Raw genomic sequence first — 17,032 nt, forward strand, 5'->3', positions numbered from 1 at the left:
TTCACGTGTCACAGGGTTTGGCCTTCGCTTCGCGCTGCGCCTTCTGCTCGCGCTCCTGCGCCTGGTTGCGCCGGCCGAGCCTCCGGACGGCCTTCCGGATCTCGTTCTTGAAGTTTTCTACCACCTGCCGCTCCACGCTGCTGAGCTCCGGCTCGTCTTCCATCGGATGGCCGTTCGGGCCGATCCGGATGTTCCGCCTGCCGTTGAAGACGTGGGCGTGCGCGGGCCAGTCGTCGTCGTACTCGTGGACGACGATCCGGACGCCGTTCTTGATGACGTCGAGCAGGGAAAGCCCGAGCGGGTCGAGCCACACGAACGGGTTCGGCACGTAGCTGTGCGGCGCGTACCCGCCGGCCAGGCCGATCGGGTCGGCACTGAGGTACCGGGCGGATTCCGGGTCGTAGTACCGGAAGTAGTTGTAGCTGAGCCCGGATTCCGGATCGGCGTACTGGCCGGGGAACCGCAGCGGGGTCGACGCGCCGCCACCGTGGGCGACCGGCCGTCCCCACACCGTGGTCTGGGAGAACCATGCCACGTTCCCGTGCTCGTCCAGCAGTTCGGTCGGGGTGCCGACCAGGTCGGTGACGATCGCGTAGAACTTCTCGTCGGTGCTCCGCTGGTCGTCTTCCGTGCGCTCCACCTGGACGAGCGGCCGGTGGGACGCGGGGTCGTAGTCCCAGGTCACCGATCGCCGGTGGGTGAGCTGCTCGGCCAGCGTCGTCTCGTCCCAGACGAAGTCGACCCGCTCCACGACCTGGCCGCGGGCGTGCCGCTCCTTCGCGATCCGCCGGCCGAGCGCGTCGTAGCGGTAACGCCATTCGCTGCCGTCCGGGGTGCTCAGGCCGACCAGCTGGTCGGCGGCGTTCCAGGAGTACTGCCAGACGTCGGTGCCGTGGTGCTTGCGGACGACCCGGCCCTGGGGGTCGTACTCGTACCGGAGGGCGCCCGCCTCGTGCAGCAGGGTTCCGGTGTAGCGCCACGGCGGGTCCGGTGCCTCGCCCTGCCGCGCCGCGCCGGCCAGGTTGCCGGCCACGTCGTACCGGTAGTGCTCGGACCACCGCCGGCCGTGCACCTGCTCGATCCGGCCGGACGCGTCGAGATCGAACCGGCGGGGCCCGGCGAGCCGGTCGGTGACGGCGGTGAGGTTGCCGTCCGGGCGGTAGCGGAAAGTGCGGTGCTGCACCGGTTCTTTCCCGCCCCCGCCCAGCACGGTCTGGCTGAGCAGCTGATCGTTCGGGCTCCAGGCCTGGGCGAGGCGCAGCCCGGCCGGGCTCGTCCGCGCGGTCTCCCGGCCCGCGGCGTCGTAGCCGAACGCCAGCGTCCGGCTGCCGCTGTGCAGGGTGACCGCCGAGCCGGCGGCGTCGAACTCCCACGCCGACACCGTGCCGCCCGGCGTCCGCCGCCGGATGCGCCGGCCGAGCAGGTCGTATTCCGACGTGACCGTCCGGCCGTTCACGCTCTCGGCCACCACCCGGCCGAGCGCGTCCCGCGTCAGCGTGATGGCCGAGTCGCGGCTCGACGCGGAGACGAGCCGTCCGGCGGCGTCGTAGGAGAAGCTCATCGTGTCCGCCGGGGACTGCGTCGAAACCACGCGGCCGGCCAGGTCGCGGTGGTAGGTGGTGGTCTCCCCGGCGCCGTTGGTCCGGCTGACGAGCCGGCCGGCCGCGTCCCGTTGGTAGCTGGTCACGCGGCCGTTGAAGTCGGTTTCGCGCACCAGGAAGCCGGCCGCGTCGTACTCGTACCGCCACACCAGACCCTGCGCGTTGGTGACCGTGGTCAGGTTCAGTTCCGTGTCGTAGCCGAACTCGACGCGGCTGCCGTCGGCGTTGACCTGGGCCACGGGCAGGGCGAAATGGGTCGTGGCGATCGACAGCAGCGGACGGCCGCCGACGGAGTACTCGGCGAAGTTGCCTTCCGGGTCGTGCCGCCACCGTTCGACCGTCCCGTCCGGACGCGTCCTGGTCAGCGGCTTGCCCTCCACCGTCCAGGTCGTCCTGGTCGTGTTGCCGAGCGGGCCGGTCTCTTCGGTGATCCGGCCGAGCTCGTCCCGGCGGAGCCGCGTCGCGTGGCCGAGCGGGTTGACCACCGCGGTGGGCAGGCCGAGGGCGTCCGTCTCGACCCGGTGCACGTTGCCCAGCGCGTCGGTTTCGCTGCGGCGGTGACCGCGGTCGTCGTATTCGTAGCGGGTGACAGCGCCGGCCGGATCGGTTTCCTCGACGACGTTGCCGCGTTCGTCGCGCCGGTAACTCCAGCGCGCGCCGTCGGGGTCGATGATCGCGACGGTCGAGCCGAGTTCGTCCTCGATCCTGGTGGTGCTCGTGCCGTCCGGGTGGACGACGAGCGTGGGCTCCCCGGTCCGGCCGTACTCGTACCGCGTGGTGCGGCCCAGCGGATCGGTTTCCGCGGTGACCCGGCCGTAGGCGTCGCGTCGGTACCGGGTGGTCGCGCCGAGCGGATCGACTTCGCGGACCAGCTGCCAGCCGTCGTCGAAGTGGTACGTGGTCACCGCGCCGAGCGAATTGCGGTAGGTGGTGATCCGGTTCCGCTCGTCGTACTCGATGGCGCAGGCGAGCGCGCCGCCGCTGCCGTCGGTCCGGACCACCCGGCCCGCGTGGTCGTAGTGGTAGGAGTACCAGTGGCCGTTCCGGTCGAGCCAGCGCGTGATTCGGGCGTTGCCGTCGTACTCGAAGCGCATGGCCCGGCCGGAGGAGTTGGCGACGGCGGTCAGCCGGCCGGCGTCGTCGTACTCGTAGCCGGCGAGGACGATGTCGCCGCCGGACGCGCGCTTCAGGCGCAGGCCCGTGATCCGGCCGTCCACCGAGTCGACGGCGACGTGGTAGCCGCCGGAATGGTCGATGGCCGTCGGCGTGCCGGCCGCGTCCCGGAGAACGGCGACGCGGTTGCCGTTGCGGTCGGTGATCGCGGAGAGCAGTCCGCGCGCGGCCGGCCCGGTTCCCGCCGGAGCCGCGAAGTGGCGGATCTGCCCGTCGTCCGGGCTGGTGACGGTGAACTCCCCGGTCTCGGTCACGCGCAACGGCCAGCGGGCGCCGTGCGAAGGGAGCACCGGGGTGCCGTCGGCCGCGGGCAGCGGATAGGTCAACCGGACGCCGTCCGCCCCGACGTAGCAGACGCCGTCGGCGTCGACCTCGATCCGCTGGTCCACTGTCGACGCCCACGACCGGCCGAACGACCGGCCGAGGCGGTATGTCGAGATGTGGGTCCGGCGCAGCACCAGGGGAAGCACGCCGGGCAGGTCGACGTCCGTCTGCGACATCAGCATCTCGCCCGTGGCGAGGTCGACCGGGTCGCCGCCGGTGCACTTCTCTTCGTTGGGACGGCCGTCCTTGGCCGGGTCGGTGTTCTCGCGGGCGTCGGGTTCCTTCGGTTCGCTCGTCCGGTCGCCGGAGGGGGTGGTGCCGTCGTCGCCGGCTTCGGTCGGGTGGGTGTCCTCGCCGGCGGGGGTCCGCGGTTCCTCCCCACCCGGCTTGCCGTGGGGTTCCTCGGCGGCCGAGGACACGTGCGTGGAGCCCTCACCGTCGAGGTGGGGTTCGGCTTCGCCGGGACGGCCGTGCAGCTCGGCCATGATCTTCTTGACGGCGGCGAAGATCTCTTCCAGCTTGTTCATCAGCGGCCGCAGCTTCTCGACCGAGTTGATGAGTTTCTTGATGGCCGCGCCGATCTTCTCCATCCACGCCGAGACCTGCTCGACCACCTGCGCCACCACGACCGGCGTGCCCAGTCCGAGCGAGCAAACTTCCTCCAGCGCGTCCTGGATGAAGTCGCCGATGGCCTGGGTGACCATGTCCCGGACCAGGCCGCGCACCATGCCGGTGAGCACCCCGACGATCTCGACCACGGTGCTGATCGCGTTGGCGCAGGTGGCCGCCGCGGTGATGTGGTCGAGCTTCTTCTTGATGCCGGCGCGGTAGGTGTCCGCCGCCGCGCCCGCCCAGTTCGCGGTGTCCTGCTGCACCGTCGCGGCCAGGTCCTGAGCAGCCTTGCCCACCGCCGCGCCGACGTTCTTCCAGGTCTGCGCGTACGCGGCGATTTGGTCGGCGTCCCCGGCCAGGTGGTTCAGCGCGTCCTGCAGTGGCTTCACGTGCTCGATCAGCCAGTTCAGCCCGTAGGAGATCAGCGTGCCGACGGGGTTCATCGCCATCGTCAGCAGGTCCATCCCGGCACCGATGGCCGCGATCCCGCCTTCGATCCAGTTCCCCGACGAAATCCCGTCGTAGGCGCCGACAGCGTCGTCCACGACGCTGATGCCGGTGTGCCAGGTCGTGGAGTCCTGCTTCTGCGCGACCAGCGGGTTGCTCACGACAGCCCCTTGCCGAGGTCGGTCAGGGTCTTCGCGTGTGCCTGCTCGGCGGTCCGGTACTTCTCCGCGGCCTGGTCCACGGCCTCGGACACCGAGCCCATCGCCTCCTTGGCCGCGCCGAGCGCGAGCAGCCCGGGCGCGCTCACCGCGAGCACCATCGGCACGAAGAGCGGACCGCAGATCAAGCCGTAGGCCTGGACGCCCATGGTCACCTGCTCGGCCGCGGACAGCGCCTGCCCCAGCGTCCGGGAGACCTGATCCACGGCTTTCGCGTGCTTCGCCAGTTCGTCCGGGTGGACCTGGTAGCCCTCGCCTGTCATCGTGCCCCCTCGATCACTCGCGCACCATGAACGATCCGCCGAAGTCTTCGCCGCCGCCGCCGCCGTCGTCGTCCGGCGGGCGGCGGACCGGGCGCGGTGACTTCGGTTCGGCCGGGTTCTCCTCGATCGCGCCGAGGCGCCGCACGTTTTCCGCTGCCGGTTCCGGTTCCTCCGGTTCCGGTTCCGGGAATTTCGCCCGGTAATTGCCCACGATCGTGTCCACCGTCTGCTGGTCATCCCCGATCGTGCCCGCCATGACTTCGGCCAGCCGGTCCGGCAACCGCGCCTGGGCGCGGCGCAAGGTGGTCAGCACGGCGGTGGCCACCTGCGTGCCGGACAGTTCCCGGACCCGGTCGGTGATCTGCAGATCGGTCACGTTCCCGGCGGAATCCACAGTCACGGTGACCATGCCGTCCCGGCCCGACTCGGTCACCGACACCTGGCCGACCGCCGCCTGCATGGCCTGGTAGCGCTGCGCCTTCTCCTTCGCCTGCGCCACCCAGCGATCCACCTGCGCGGCCGGATCGCCCGTCGCGTCCGAAAACGGACCACTCATCGCCGCCCCCTGTTCGCTCCGGTCGTTCGACGCGACGAGCAAACCACCGGGTTCCGGCCGCGTGGCCCGGACGGCGTGAATTACCCCGAACAGGGCAAGCGATTTTTCCCGGATCGACGGAATGTCTGGTTTCCCATTCCCCGAGCCACTCCATGCGGGACCGGCGGAGTCCTGGAGGTGACCGAGGCCAGCTAGAGGTGCCTGGTCAGGAAGGCTCGCCAAGTGCTGTGCGTGAGCGGCAGGTGGACGCCGGGGTCTTTCGAGTCTCGCACCAGGATGCCGTGCGACGTCGCGGCCACTTCGACGCAGTCGTTCGTGGTGCCTTGACTGTTGCTGGCCGAACTCTTGACCCACACCAGGCATCGGGTGCCGGTTTCGGTGGGTTGCTGCCCGAACGGCTCGGCCACGTGCGTCCCCCGGTTCTCGAAAGGCGCGTACCGGCCAGCCGGGCGGCGTTGGGCCGGAGCATCGCGTGAAAGTGTTCGGAGCCTGACTGCGGAACGTGACGGTTCGACACCGCCGAGACAAGGATAGCTCATGGTCCACAGGTTTGTTGTGGAGCGGTTCCGGGTCAAATCCCTGACATTTCCGGGACATCGCCGATCGCCTGCACATGCACAATTCCATGCAGATGAACGTTCGTCGCAGTCCGCCTGGAGTGCGGATGGATGACTTGGTGTGCCTGGGAATCCGAAGCCGACGTGGGCTATAACCACGAATTCCGGGTCGACTGAGAACGCCGCCGAAAGGCGATCTAGAACTCCAGCTGCTCCGTCTTCCGCGGCATCAGCAACAACGCCCCCACCGACAGGACGGCCACCGCCAACAACCCCAGAAACACGTAGTGCGTGGCATCCGCCAATGCGCCGCGCACGAACACCGCGGCCGGTGAATCGTCCGCGTGGCCACCCAGCACCAGGCTCGTCGCGTCGACCGATGGCGGCAGCTGACCCACCCCCGCCGGCGGGTTCGCGAACCGGGACGCCAGCGTCGCGTTGGCGATCGCCCCGAACGCCGCCGCTCCCACCGCGCTGCCCAGCGACCGGCTGAACAGGTTGGTCGCCGTCACCACTCCGCGGCGGTCCCAGCCCACCACCGACTGGATCGCCACCAACGTCGGGCTCGCCGCCAGCCCCAGGCCCACCCCGAGGACGAACGCCGCGAACGCCGCCGCCCACAGTGACGAACCCGCGCCCAGCAGCGCCACCAGCACGCCGCCGGCGATGATGAACACGCTGCCGATCAGCGCCGTGTCGCGGAAGCCGATGCGCAGGTAGATCTTGCCCGCCAGGGACGCCGAAATCGGCCAGCCCACCGTCAACGCCGCCACCGCGAAGCCCGCCACCAGCGCGCCCGCGCCCAGCACACCCTGCGCGTACGTCGGCAGGTACGACGTCAGGCCCATCAGGACCGCGCCGACCACCACCGCCACCAGGTTGCCGCCCACCAGGACCCGCCGGGTGAACACCCACAGCGGCAGCACCGGTTCGGCCGCGCGCTTCTCCGCCAGCACGAACGCCACCAGCAGCAGCGCGCCCGCGACGAAGGTCCCCACGCTCGGCAGCGACCCCCATGCCCACGCGACGCCGCCTTCGAGCAGGCCGAGGATGATCAGGGAACAGCCGATGGTGAGCAGGGTCGCGCCCAGGTAGTCGACCTTGTGCGGCTTGCGTTCCACGCGCTCGGCGAAGCCGCGGAACAGCATCAGCGCCGCGATCGCGCCCAGCGGCAGGTTGATGAAGAAGATCCAGCGCCAGTCCAGGTACTCGGCGAACACGCCGCCGAGCGTCGGGCCGACCACCGAAGCCACGCCCCAGACACTGGCCACGTAGCCCTGCACCCGCGCGCGTTCCTCCACCGTGTACAGGTCGCCGATGATCGTCATCGACATCGGCTGGATCGCCCCCGCGCCGATGCCCTGGACCGCCCGGGCGGCGATCAGCACCGGCATGCTCCACGCCGCACCGCAGAGCACCGAGCCGACCAGGAACGCCGCGATCCCGAAGAACATCACCGGCCGTCGGCCGAGGACGTCGGCGAACTTGCCGTACAGCGGCACCGTCACGGCCTGGGTGAGCAGGTAGATCGAGAACAGCCACGGGAACTGCGCGAAGCCGCCGAGGTCGCGCACCACCGACGGGACGGCGGTCGCGATGATCGTGCTGTCCAGCGCGACCAGCGCCGTGCTGAGCATGACCGCGATCAGCACCGGGCCGCGTTCGGACCGGAAGCCGACCCCCCTCGTGGCGGCGGGTGTCGTCATCGGCGGGGTGCTCCTCGGGACGGTCATGACCGGAGTCAACTGCTTTGCAGTCCTAAGCATTCCATCCCGGTGGCACCGGCCCCAGCGAATTTCCCGGCGCCCGTGGCGCAAGATGGACAGGATGAGCGACTGGATCCGGCCGATCGGGCGGGGCTGGGTGGTCCGCGACGCGGTCCCCGGCCCCGACGTCGACGAGTTCGCCGAGCCCGAGCGCGTGATCGAGGCGCTGGCCGCGCCCGGTGCCGCCGACAGCCTGCTGGCCGTGCAGCACCCCGCCCGCACGCCCGCGGCGCTGGCCCGCGGGCTCGGCCTGACCGCCGCGGTCCCCATCGCCCGCGCCGTGCTGGAACGGCTCCGCAAGCGGTCCTACCGGCCGGTCCGCGACGTCGTCGCGCCCTACCGGATCGAAGGGCCGGACGGGGTGGCGCTCGGCCTGCTCTGCCTGGTCGACCCGGCGGCGGTGACCGACGACGGCGCCGCGCGCGTCCGCCACACCGAGGACGTCTACCCCGATGTCGTCGCCGAACGGGCCGCGGTGCTCGCCGGGCTGGGCTGCGCGACCAGCGCGGCGCTGCTCGTCCCGGCCGGCGGCGGAGCGGAGCTGACCGAGCAGGTCGAACAGGCCTGCGCCGGCCTCGGCCTGCCCGACCTGTCCACTTCGGACGCGGCGGGGCGGCGGCACGACCTGTGGGTGGTGCCCGAAGGGCCGCTGCAGAGCCGGCTGCTGGCCGTGGTCGCCGGCACGGACCTGCTGGTCGCCGACGGCAACCACCGCGTGGCCGCCGCGGCGGCGGCCGGCCACGGCGCGCTGCTCGCCCTGGTCACCGCGGGACCGGCGCTGGAGATCGGCGCGATCCACCGCGTCCTCACCGGCACCGGTTTCGGCCCCGAAGACCTGGTGTCCCGCTGGTGCGAGGCCGGCCTGGACGTCCGCTACGACGAGCACGCCGTGCCGGTCACCGGCGAGGTCGTGGTGCGCGCCGGCGCGGCCGTGCTGCGGATCCCGCTCCCGGCCGCGGACGGACCCGGGCCCGTGATCGACCACGAGATCGTCGAGCAGGTCCTGTTCGCCCGCGCGCTCGGCGTCGATCCCGACGGGCCGTGCGTCCGCCCGCTCCCGGCCGGCCGGCCGCTGCCACCGGACGCCGACGCGGTGGTGCTGCTGGCCCCGGTGAGCTACGCCGACGTCCTCGCGGTGCACGCGGCCGGCCGCCGGATGCCGCGGAAGGCCACGTACTTCACGCCGAAGCCGCGCAGCGGGCTCGTGCTGACAGAGCTCTAGCGGGCGTCCCACCAGTTCAGGACCCGGGTGGCGAACAGCGTCAGCCACTTCGACGGCTGCCCGGCCGGGACGTCCACCGCGAACCACACCCGGCCGGAATCGGTCCGCTGCTGCAGCCACGTCCCGTCGGCCTGCCGGGCCGCGCGGACCAGGGCGATCGCCTCGGCCAGCCGCTCGTCAGGTCGGCCCGCGTCGCGGAAGTAGGACGCCGCGTTGAGCACGTCGTAGCGCCAGCGGAAGGGGTAGCCGAACTCCGTCACCCACGGTCCGATCGGCTCACCCGTGGACAGGCGGCGGAAGAGCCTGCGCTCCAGCAGGTATTCCTCGCCCGCGAGGCGTGCCGCCCGCGACGCCGGAGTCCCGCCCGTCGCGGTTTCGAACGCGAGCAGGCCCTTGAGCGCGTTGAGCGTCGAGTGGACGGACGAGCGCGTCGATCCTTCGACCCACGCGCAGTTCCAGCCGCCATCGGGCATCCGGTGCTCGACGAACCACTGGGCGATCCCGGCGACGTCCGCGCCGAGCCACACCCCGTTGGCGAGGGTCCAGGCGTTGATGCAGCAGTCGACTTCACCGCCCCAGTACGGCAGGTCGTCGTACTCCCAGCGGCAGTGCCGGTCGAGCAGTTCGGCCGTGCCGCGCAGGACGGCGGCGTCGAGGCCCCATTCCCGGAGGGCGTTCAACGTCCACGTCGTCGCCGTCCACGGCTGGTCCTCGTCGCCGTGGTGGCCGGCGGGGAAGAACGCGCCGCCCGCCCAACGGCCGTCGGGGTCCTGCGCCGCCAGCAGGCGGGCACCGAAGCCCTCCGACGCGATCCGCGCCCGCGTCGCTTCCCAGACCGCCGGTGGCTCGCCCGCCAGGTCGCGCTCCACCTGCCAGCGCAGGGCCGGGTCGGTGTCACGCAGCCGGGCGAGCAGCTCCATCAGGCTCCCGTGACGCCGTCGATGGCCTCGCGCAGGAAGTCCGCGTGGCCGTTGTGCCGGGCGTACTCGTGGATCATGTGCAGCATCACCAGCCGCAGCGAGACGTCTTCGCCCCAGCGTGGCTGGTGGCCGGTGACGTCCAGCGACTCGGCCGCTTCTTCGATCTTGCGCGACTGTTCGACCTCGGCTTGCCACACATCGAAGGCTTCGGAGCGCGTCGAGGAACTCGCGTCGTAAGCGGCCTGGTAGTCGCCCTCGTCCGACCACACCAGCGGGATGTCCTCGGCGTTGATCACCCGCCGGAACCAGGTGCGCTCGACCTCGGCCATGTGCCGGACCAGGCCGAGCAGCGACAGCGTCGACGGCGGGCTCGACGCCCGGCGGAGGTCCTCGTCGGACAGTCCGTCGCACTTCATCGCGAGGGTGGCGCGGTGGAAGTCGAGGAAGGTGCGGAGCATTTCGCGCTCGCCCCCGGTCAGGGGCGGTGCTGGGCGTTCGGTGGTCACGAGGGAGTGTCTATCACGCCGGGAAGTGTCGTACCCGTGATTTAAGCTCGCGCGGTGGACTTGCCCGTGATGCCGCCCGTGCGGCCGATGCTCGCGAAAGCCGTGCACGAGGTGCCTCGTGACGCGGGGCTGCTGTACGAGCCCAAGTGGGACGGCTTCCGCTGCGTCGTGTTCCGCGACGGCGACGAGATCGAGCTCGGCTCCCGCAACGACCGCCCGCTCACCCGCTACTTCCCGGAGCTGGTGGAGCTGCTGGCCGCCGCGCTGCCGCCCCGCTGCGTCGTGGACGGCGAGATCGTGCTGGTCACGCCGGCCGGGCTCGACTTCGAGGTGCTGCAGCTGCGGCTGCACCCGGCGGCTTCGCGCGTGCGCAAGCTCGCCGAGGAGACGCCGGCCAGCTTCATCGCCTTCGACCTGCTCGCCCTGGGCGACAACGACCTCACCGAGCAGCCGTTCCGCGAGCGGCGCAAGCAGCTCGAAAGCGTGCTCGCCACGAACGCCGAAGGGCTGCAGCGCGTCCACCTGACCCCGCTGAGCGACGATCCGGCGCAGGCGGAGGACTGGTTCACCCGGTTCGAGGGCGCGGGCTTCGACGGCGTCATGGCCAAGCCCGGCGACCTGCCGTACGAGCAGGACAAGCGCGTCATGCTGAAGGTCAAGCACGAGCGCACGGCCGACTGCGTCGTCACCGGCTTCCGCTGGCACAAGGACGGCGTCGGCGTCGGCTCGCTGCTGCTCGGGCTGTTCGACGACGAGGGCGTCCTCCACCACGTCGGGGTGGCCAGCAGTTTCACCAAGGCCCGGCGGGCCGAGCTGGTCGAGGAGCTGGCGCCGCTGCGCGAAAACGCGCTCGAGAACCACCCGTGGCGGTCCTGGGCCGAATATGAGCCCGAGCCGGGGCGGCAACCCGGCGCGAACAGCCGGTGGGCCCCGCAGAAGGACCTCTCGTGGGAGCCGCTGCGCCCGGAGTGGGTGGCGGAGGTCCGCTACGAGCACCTGCAGGGCGGCCGGTTCCGCCACGGCGGGCGGCTGGTCCGCTTCCGGCCTGACCGCACGCCGGAGTCCTGCACGTACGCCCAGCTCGACGAGGCACCACCCGCCGAGCTCGCGAAGCTGTTCGGGGAGGCGCGATGAGCGCGGCGGTCCTGCTGGACGTCGACGGCGTCGAGGTCAAGATCAGCAGCCCGGACAAGGTCTACTTCCCGGAACGCGGCGAGACGAAGCTCGACCTCGTCGAGTACTACCGGGCGGTGTCCGGGCCGCTGCTGGCCCGGCTCGGCGGGCGTCCGCTGCTGCTGGAGCGCTACCCGGACGGCGCCGGCGGCAAGAACTGGTTCCAGAAGCGCGTCCCCCAGGGCGCGCCGCCGTGGCTGACCACCACGGTCGTCTCGACGCCGAACGGCACGACCAGTGACGCGCTGGTGGCCAAGGACCTCGCCCACATCCTCTGGGCGGTAAACCTCGGCTGCCTCGGCTTCCACGTCTGGCCCTACCTCGCCGACACGCCCGAGGTCACCGACGAACTGCGCGTCGACCTCGATCCGTCGCCCGGCATCGGCTTCGACGAGCTGCGCGAAGCCGCGGTGCTGACCCGGGAGTTCCTGGCCGAGCACGGCATCGAGGGCCACCTGAAGACGTCGGGTTCGCGCGGGCTGCACCTGTACGTGATGCTCGAGCCGCGCTGGGACGGCTTCCAGGTGCGGGCGGCCGCGGTCGCGCTGGCGCGGGCTCTCGAACGCCGGCACCCGGAGAAGATCACCGCGCAGTGGTGGAAGGAAGAACGCGGCACGCGCGTGTTCGTCGACTTCAACCAGAACGCCCCGCACAAGACCGTGTTCGGCACCTGGTGCGTGCGGCCGCGGGTCGGCGGCCAGGTGTCCACCCCGATCGGCTGGGACGAGCTGGACACCGTCGAACCCGGCGCGCTGACGCTGAGCACGGTGCCCGCGCGCGTGGCCGAGCGCGGCGATCCGTGGGCCGGCGCGGGGGAGCGGCCGCAGTCGATCGAGCCGCTGCTGGCGATGTCCGAACGCGACATGGCGGACGGGCTGATGGACGCGCCGTGGCCGCCGGTGTACCCGAAGATGCCCAACGAGCCACCGCGGGTGGCGCCGAGCCGCGCGAAGAAGGCGTGATCAGGGCGGCCCGAGGCGCCGGTGGAGCTGGCTCCACGCGGTGAGCGCCACCAGGGCGGTCAGCCCGAACACCGCCGCGGACCCGAGGCCCGCGGCCGCCGCGCCGGCCAGCGGTGAGGCGACGGTCTGGCCGACGCCGAGCCCGGCGAACGACCACGTGATGCCCCGGGCGGCCCGCGCCGGGAACAGGCGGGCCGCCCAGAGGATGCACAGCCCGGTCAGCGCCATGTAGGTGCTGCCGAACAGCGCGCCGGAAAGCAGGGCGACGGGCACGCCCGGGTCCGGCAGCGCGAGGAGCGCGATGCCCGTCGCCGCCAGTGTCCACGTCACGAGGTTGACCGTTCGCAGGCCCACGCGCCCGGCGGCCCGGCCCGCCAGGCCGCCCAGCAGCCCGGCCACGCCGATCGCGGCCCAGCACCAGGTCGCGGCCACCGGGCTCAGCCCGGCGTCGGCGAGCCGGGAGCTGGAAAACGTCCAGTACGGCGCGCTCGTCACGCCGATGAGGACGGAGTTGACCACGAGCGGGACCACGCCGTCGACGGGACCGGTCACCGGGGCGTCGGCGGGCCCGGGTGACCGCGGCAACGTCCGCCACGCGATCAGCGTCACGGCCACGCCGAGGGCGGCGAACGCCGACCAGATCACCGGCCAGCCGAACGCGAGCAGGGGAGTGAACGCCGACGCGGCCAGACCCAGACCGGTTCCGGTGTTGGCCCAGGTCTGCGCCCGGTCGCGGGTGCGTGCCCCGGCCGTTTCGCCGATCAGCTGGGCGACACCCGGCGAGACGAGGCCCGCGCCGGCCCCCGCGACGGCGATCCCGGCGCCGAACACCGCGACGTGCGGCGCGAAGGCCATGAGGCCGAGCCCGAGCGTCGCCGCCGCCGCGGCCAGCAGCACGGTGCCGCGCGCCGACCGCGCGGACGTTCCCGGGGCGAGCAGCAACCCGAGGCCGTACCCCGCGGTGGACAGGCCGCCGAGCACGCCGACGCCGACCGTCGTGAGCCCGAACGTCTCGCTGAACCGCGGCACGAACGGCCCGAACGCGTAGCGCGCGAAGCCGTAGCAGAGGGCGATCACGACCGCCCCGAGCGCGGCCGTGGCCCCCCAGCTGTCCGTCTTCGTCTGCGTCCCCACTCCATCCACCAAACAGACAGGTCTGTCTGGTGTCAAGTGATGGTAGGATCACCGCAGGTAAAGACCGATACCGATCTGTTCGGAGGACTGCGGTGGCACGGACCCGTCCCGGTGATGCGGGCGCGAAGGTGCTCAAGGCCGCGTCGACGCTGTTCTACCGCGACGGCATCCACGCCGTCGGGGTCGACACGGTGGCGGCCGAAGCCGGGGTGACGAAGGCGGCCCTCTACGGCAACTTCGGCTCCAAGAGCGGACTCGTCGTCGCCTACCTGCGGGAGCGTGACCGGCGGTGGCAGGAAGAGGTCGACCGGATCACCGCCGCGCACGCCGATCCGCGGGAGCGGGTGCTGGCGGTGTTCGGCGCCTACGAGGCCTGGTTGGCGCGCGACGGCTACCGCGGCTGCGCCTTCCTGAACGCGACTTCGGAGTTCCCCGACCCCGCCGACCCGGTCCGCGAAGTGGTCCGCCACCACAAGACCGCGTTGCACGGCTACCTGCGGGCGCAGCTCCGGCGCGCCGACCCGGAGCGCGCCGACGGCCTGGCCGACGAGCTGATGCTCCTGCTGGAGGGGGCCGCGGTCACGTCGGTGGTCGCCGAGGGCCCGCAGCCGTTCGAGACCGCGAAGCGGCTCGCACGGGCGTTGACCGCCTAGACCCCCAAGTCGAGGGTGAGCTGGCTCCGGTCCTCGCCGACGCCGGACAGCGTCGCGACGCACGCCGGGCACGGCGCGAGCTCGGAAGTGGTCAGGTCCACGGGCTTCCAGCTGCGGGACTCCCGCTCCCCGCAGGCCGAGCGCCGGTAGCGGAGGTCGCCGGAGCGGGTCATCAGGTGGGCCAGGGGGACGTCTTCGGGCAGCACGCCGACCAGGTACCAGCGTGGTGCGCTCACCGCGGTGGTCGTCATGGCCGTCAGTGTCCGTCGGGGCGACCGGGATCCGAGGGCATTTGCCGCTCTTCGGCGTGGCGGTGGGTCAGGCCTCGTCGGGCAGGTAGCGCAGGACGTGCAGCAGGCCGCGCTCGTCCACGGTGTCCGGATCCTCGGCCAGGCAGCGGTCCAGGTCGGCGAGAACGGCGCCGGTGTCGATGCCGGCGCCGATCAGCACCAGCTCGGTCCGCCGCGGCTCGCCCGGCGGCCAGGCGGACCGTTCCAGCTGCACGAAGCCGCCGACGGTGTGCAGGCGGAAGCGCGATTTCTGGCCGATGGGGCCGAAATCGGCCTGGCCCTTCATCCGGTAGAGCCCGGCCGGCCGCCGCTCCAGGAACTCGACGAAGGCGCGCGGCGCGAGCGGCGTTTCGGCGGTGAACGTGACCGTCTGGTACTCGGCGTGCAGGTGCTGCGCGTGGTCGTGGTCGTCCTCGCGCAGGTCGTCGAACGACAGCTGGCCGGCCCGCTCGCCGCGGGGTTCCGGGTCGAAGAACAGCCGCGGGTCGACCCGGCCGTGCTCGGTGACGAGCAGCGGGCGGCCCGGCGCCAGCTCTTCGACGGTCGAGGTGAGCTTCGCGAGCGCCTCGGCGGGCACCCGGTCGGCCTTGTTGAGCACCACGAGGTCGGCCAGCCGCAGGTGGTCGGCCAGTTCGGGGTGGCGCTCGCGGGCCGCCTCGAACTCGGCGGCGTCGACGACCTCGGCCAGCCCGCCGTAGCGGATGTCCGGGTTTTCGCTGGCGATCATCAACCGGATGAGGTCGCGGGGTTCGGCGATGCCGCTGGCTTCGACGACGATGACGTCGATGCCCGCTTCGGCGCTCGACAGCTTCGCGAGCATCGCGTCCAAGCCGCTCGCGTCGACCGCGCAGCACAGGCAGCCGTTGCCGAGGGAGACCATCGTGTCGACCTGGCCCGCGACGGCAAGTGCGTCGACGTTCACCCGGCCGAAGTCGTTGACCACGACACCGACCCGGGCGCCTTCGCGGTTGGCGAGCAGGTGGTTGAGCAGCGTCGTCTTGCCCGCGCCGAGGAACCCGGCGACGAGGACCACGGGGATGCGCCTGGTCGTCACGAAACATCCTTCCTCTGCCGAACACCGCGACTCTAACGCCGGGGCCCGGGCCGCTCATACACGGGTGACCGCCACCGGAGAAGGCCGTTCGGCGAATGCCCACGAAAAGACGCAGGCGGCTGTGCGGGAAAGGATCACGTGAATTTTGCCGCCCGGAGTGATCGATTGACGGAAAATGCGCTGTGCCATGTCCGAATAACGCTTGGTAGCAGTCATTTTTTCCGGAACGGACCGGTGTTCGCTGGTATTTCCGTGATCGCGCGACGTTGTTCCCGAGTGGCGGAGCCCGCCTCGCGGAACGTGGGGTATCCTCCCCCGCCTGACCGGGTTCCCAGGGCGGTGGGGACTTCCGGCCGGCAGTGTCGTCGGCGACTCTCGGAGGAACGGTGAACTTTTTCGTCGGGCTGCAGATCGCGATTTCGGAGAGTGGGGAACCGAGGTGACCGTTACGCCCGAGCGGGTGACGCCCTCACTGCCGCTTTACCCACAGCGCGTCTCGCAGGAGCAGAGTGTCAATTCCGCGGAAGCGGAGGAATTCCTGGACCGGATGTTCGCCGAAGGTGCCGCGGACGAGGGTGAGCGGTTCGAGACCCGGCTGGCCGCGGTTCGCGCGGAAATCCAGGAAACCGGCACCTACCGGCACACCCCGGCCGAGCTGGCGTACGGCGCGCGCGTCGCGTGGCGCAACTCGGCGCGCTGCATCGGCCGGCTGTACTGGCGCAGCCTGCGCATCCGGGACCGGCGCCGGGCCACCGACCCCGCCGCGATCGCCGGCGAGTGCGTCGCCCACCTCCGCCAGGCCACCCGGGACGGCAGGATCCGGCCGACGATCACCGTCTTCGCGCCGGACACGCCGGACGCGCCGGGCCCGCGCATCCACAACGAGCAGCTCATCCGCTACGCCGGATACCGCTTCGAAGACGGCTCGGTCCTCGGCGACCCGCGCTACGCCGAATTCACCGAGCAGGTGCGAAGACTCGGCTGGCGGCCACCGGAGCGAAGAGGCTCCTTCGACGTCCTGCCCCTGCTGATCGAGGCCGCGCCCGGCGAGCCGCGGCTGTTCACCCTGCCGCCGGACGCCGTCCTGGAGGTCCCGCTGACCCACCCCGACCACCGCTGGTTCGCCGGGCTGGGGCTGCGCTGGCACGCCGTGCCCGCGATCAGCAACATGCCGCTGGAGATCGGTGGCGTCACCTACCCGGCCGCGCCGTTCAACGGCTGGTACCTCGGCACCGAGGTCGGCGCCCGGAACCTCGCCGACGAGCAGCGCTACGACCTGCTGCCGGTCGTCGCCGAGCTGATGGGCCTGGACACCGCGTCCGAGCGCACGCTGTGGCGCGACCGGGCGCTGGTGGAGCTGACGCTGGCGGTGCAGCATTCCTTCGACGCCGCCGGCGTCACGATGGCCGACCACCACACCGAATCGCACCGGTTCCTGTCCCACCTGGAACGCGAAGAGCGGGCCGGGCGCCGGTGCCCCGCCGAGTGGAGCTGGATCGTGCCGCCGTTGTCCGGTGGGCAAACCGCGGTTTTCCACCGCTACTACGACGAACCGGACCCGACGGAGCGACCGGCGTTCCTGCCGCCGCGGTGAGGGCTGC

15 protein-coding genes are annotated in these 17,032 nt (G+C 71.7%); 5 read left to right on the plus strand and 10 right to left on the minus strand.

From position 1 onward, the window contains the following. Nucleotide 1 precedes the first annotated feature (1 nt). The 5 genes from QRY02_RS09965 to QRY02_RS09985 form a co-directional block, all read right to left on the minus strand. Nucleotides 2-4,318 (minus strand): DUF6531 domain-containing protein, encoded by a 4,317-nt coding sequence (locus tag QRY02_RS09965; RefSeq protein ID WP_285991218.1) that lies wholly within the window; start codon nucleotides 4,316-4,318, stop codon nucleotides 2-4. Further along, on the minus strand, nucleotides 4,315-4,638 hold the full coding sequence (locus tag QRY02_RS09970; protein ID WP_285991219.1) for a type VII secretion target: 324 nt from the start codon (nucleotides 4,636-4,638) through the stop codon (nucleotides 4,315-4,317). The genes QRY02_RS09965 and QRY02_RS09970 overlap by 4 nt, the downstream gene beginning before the upstream one ends. Nucleotides 4,639-4,651: 13 nt before the next feature. Continuing rightward, complete coding sequence (locus QRY02_RS09975) at nucleotides 4,652-5,416, minus strand: YbaB/EbfC family nucleoid-associated protein (protein ID WP_285991220.1); 765 nt, start codon at nucleotides 5,414-5,416, stop codon at nucleotides 4,652-4,654. Further along, nucleotides 5,386-5,601: a DUF397 domain-containing protein gene (locus QRY02_RS09980; RefSeq protein ID WP_285991221.1), complete on the minus strand. Its 216-nt coding sequence runs from the start codon at nucleotides 5,599-5,601 to the stop codon at nucleotides 5,386-5,388. Before QRY02_RS09980 ends, QRY02_RS09975 begins: the two co-directional genes overlap by 31 nt. Before the next feature lie 347 nt (nucleotides 5,602-5,948). Continuing rightward, nucleotides 5,949-7,457, minus strand: a complete 1,509-nt coding sequence (locus tag QRY02_RS09985) for an MDR family MFS transporter (RefSeq protein WP_353069526.1) — start codon at nucleotides 7,455-7,457, stop codon at nucleotides 5,949-5,951. 121 nt (nucleotides 7,458-7,578) lie between these two features. Between QRY02_RS09985 and QRY02_RS09990 the strand changes: the two genes are divergently transcribed. After that, on the plus strand, nucleotides 7,579-8,739 hold the full coding sequence (locus tag QRY02_RS09990; protein WP_285991223.1) for a DUF1015 family protein: 1,161 nt from the start codon (nucleotides 7,579-7,581) through the stop codon (nucleotides 8,737-8,739). Here QRY02_RS09990 and QRY02_RS09995 read toward each other — a convergent pair. Together QRY02_RS09995 and QRY02_RS10000 are read right to left on the minus strand one after the other, a co-directional pair. After that, nucleotides 8,736-9,659 carry a prenyltransferase/squalene oxidase repeat-containing protein gene (locus QRY02_RS09995; protein ID WP_285991224.1) on the minus strand — a complete coding sequence of 308 codons (924 nt, stop codon included), beginning with the start codon at nucleotides 9,657-9,659 and terminating at the stop codon, nucleotides 8,736-8,738. The genes QRY02_RS09990 and QRY02_RS09995 overlap by 4 nt on opposite strands. After that, the gene (locus tag QRY02_RS10000; RefSeq protein ID WP_285991225.1) at nucleotides 9,659-10,165 is read right to left on the minus strand and encodes a DinB family protein; all 507 of its coding nucleotides are present in this window, start codon (nucleotides 10,163-10,165) and stop codon (nucleotides 9,659-9,661) included. Before QRY02_RS10000 ends, QRY02_RS09995 begins: the two co-directional genes overlap by 1 nt. Nucleotides 10,166-10,219: 54 nt before the next feature. Between QRY02_RS10000 and QRY02_RS10005 the strand changes: the two genes are divergently transcribed. Together QRY02_RS10005 and ligD are read left to right on the plus strand one after the other, a co-directional pair. Further along, nucleotides 10,220-11,299, plus strand: a complete 1,080-nt coding sequence (locus QRY02_RS10005; protein ID WP_285991226.1) for an ATP-dependent DNA ligase — start codon at nucleotides 10,220-10,222, stop codon at nucleotides 11,297-11,299. Further along, nucleotides 11,296-12,300 (plus strand): non-homologous end-joining DNA ligase, encoded by a 1,005-nt coding sequence (ligD, locus tag QRY02_RS10010; RefSeq protein WP_285991227.1) that lies wholly within the window; start codon nucleotides 11,296-11,298, stop codon nucleotides 12,298-12,300. The genes QRY02_RS10005 and ligD overlap by 4 nt, the downstream gene beginning before the upstream one ends. On the opposite strand, the gene QRY02_RS10015 is transcribed toward ligD, so the two are convergent. After that, a complete protein-coding gene (locus QRY02_RS10015) occupies nucleotides 12,301-13,434 on the minus strand; it encodes an MFS transporter (protein WP_285991228.1) in 1,134 nt (377 codons plus the stop codon). It lies immediately after the preceding gene. Nucleotides 13,435-13,526: 92 nt separating this feature from the next. On the opposite strand from QRY02_RS10015, the gene QRY02_RS10020 reads away from it, so the two are divergent. Beyond that, nucleotides 13,527-14,087 (plus strand): TetR/AcrR family transcriptional regulator, encoded by a 561-nt coding sequence (locus QRY02_RS10020; RefSeq protein ID WP_285991229.1) that lies wholly within the window; start codon nucleotides 13,527-13,529, stop codon nucleotides 14,085-14,087. On the opposite strand, the gene QRY02_RS10025 is transcribed toward QRY02_RS10020, so the two are convergent. Together QRY02_RS10025 and QRY02_RS10030 are read right to left on the minus strand one after the other, a co-directional pair. Further along, nucleotides 14,084-14,338 (minus strand): hypothetical protein, encoded by a 255-nt coding sequence (locus tag QRY02_RS10025; protein ID WP_285991230.1) that lies wholly within the window; start codon nucleotides 14,336-14,338, stop codon nucleotides 14,084-14,086. The genes QRY02_RS10020 and QRY02_RS10025 overlap by 4 nt on opposite strands. 67 nt (nucleotides 14,339-14,405) lie before the next feature. Next, entirely contained in the window at nucleotides 14,406-15,431 is a 1,026-nt protein-coding gene (locus tag QRY02_RS10030; RefSeq protein WP_285991231.1) for a CobW family GTP-binding protein, read from the minus strand. Between the two features lie 460 nt (nucleotides 15,432-15,891). On the opposite strand from QRY02_RS10030, the gene QRY02_RS10035 reads away from it, so the two are divergent. Next, entirely contained in the window at nucleotides 15,892-17,025 is a 1,134-nt protein-coding gene (locus QRY02_RS10035) for a nitric oxide synthase oxygenase (RefSeq protein ID WP_285991232.1), read from the plus strand. The last annotated feature ends 7 nt before the right edge of the window (nucleotides 17,026-17,032 follow it).

It is taken from the genome of Amycolatopsis sp. DG1A-15b (assembly GCF_030285645.1).
Lineage (GTDB): Bacteria > Actinomycetota > Actinomycetes > Mycobacteriales > Pseudonocardiaceae > Amycolatopsis.

What these genes read in the sequence shown, in the direction of transcription:
- QRY02_RS09995 (WP_285991224.1), bottom strand. Translation starts at nt 9,659, where the DNA reads ATGGAGCTGCTCGCCCGGCTGCGTGACACCGACCCGGCCCTGCGCTGG.
- QRY02_RS09970 (WP_285991219.1), bottom strand. Translation starts at nt 4,638, where the DNA reads ATGACAGGCGAGGGCTACCAGGTCCACCCGGACGAACTGGCGAAGCAC.
- ligD (WP_285991227.1), top strand. Translation starts at nt 11,296, where the DNA reads ATGAGCGCGGCGGTCCTGCTGGACGTCGACGGCGTCGAGGTCAAGATC.
- QRY02_RS09990 (WP_285991223.1), top strand. Translation starts at nt 7,579, where the DNA reads ATGAGCGACTGGATCCGGCCGATCGGGCGGGGCTGGGTGGTCCGCGAC.
- QRY02_RS10025 (WP_285991230.1), bottom strand. Translation starts at nt 14,338, where the DNA reads ATGACGACCACCGCGGTGAGCGCACCACGCTGGTACCTGGTCGGCGTG.
- QRY02_RS09985 (WP_353069526.1), bottom strand. Translation starts at nt 7,457, where the DNA reads ATGACGACACCCGCCGCCACGAGGGGGGTCGGCTTCCGGTCCGAACGC.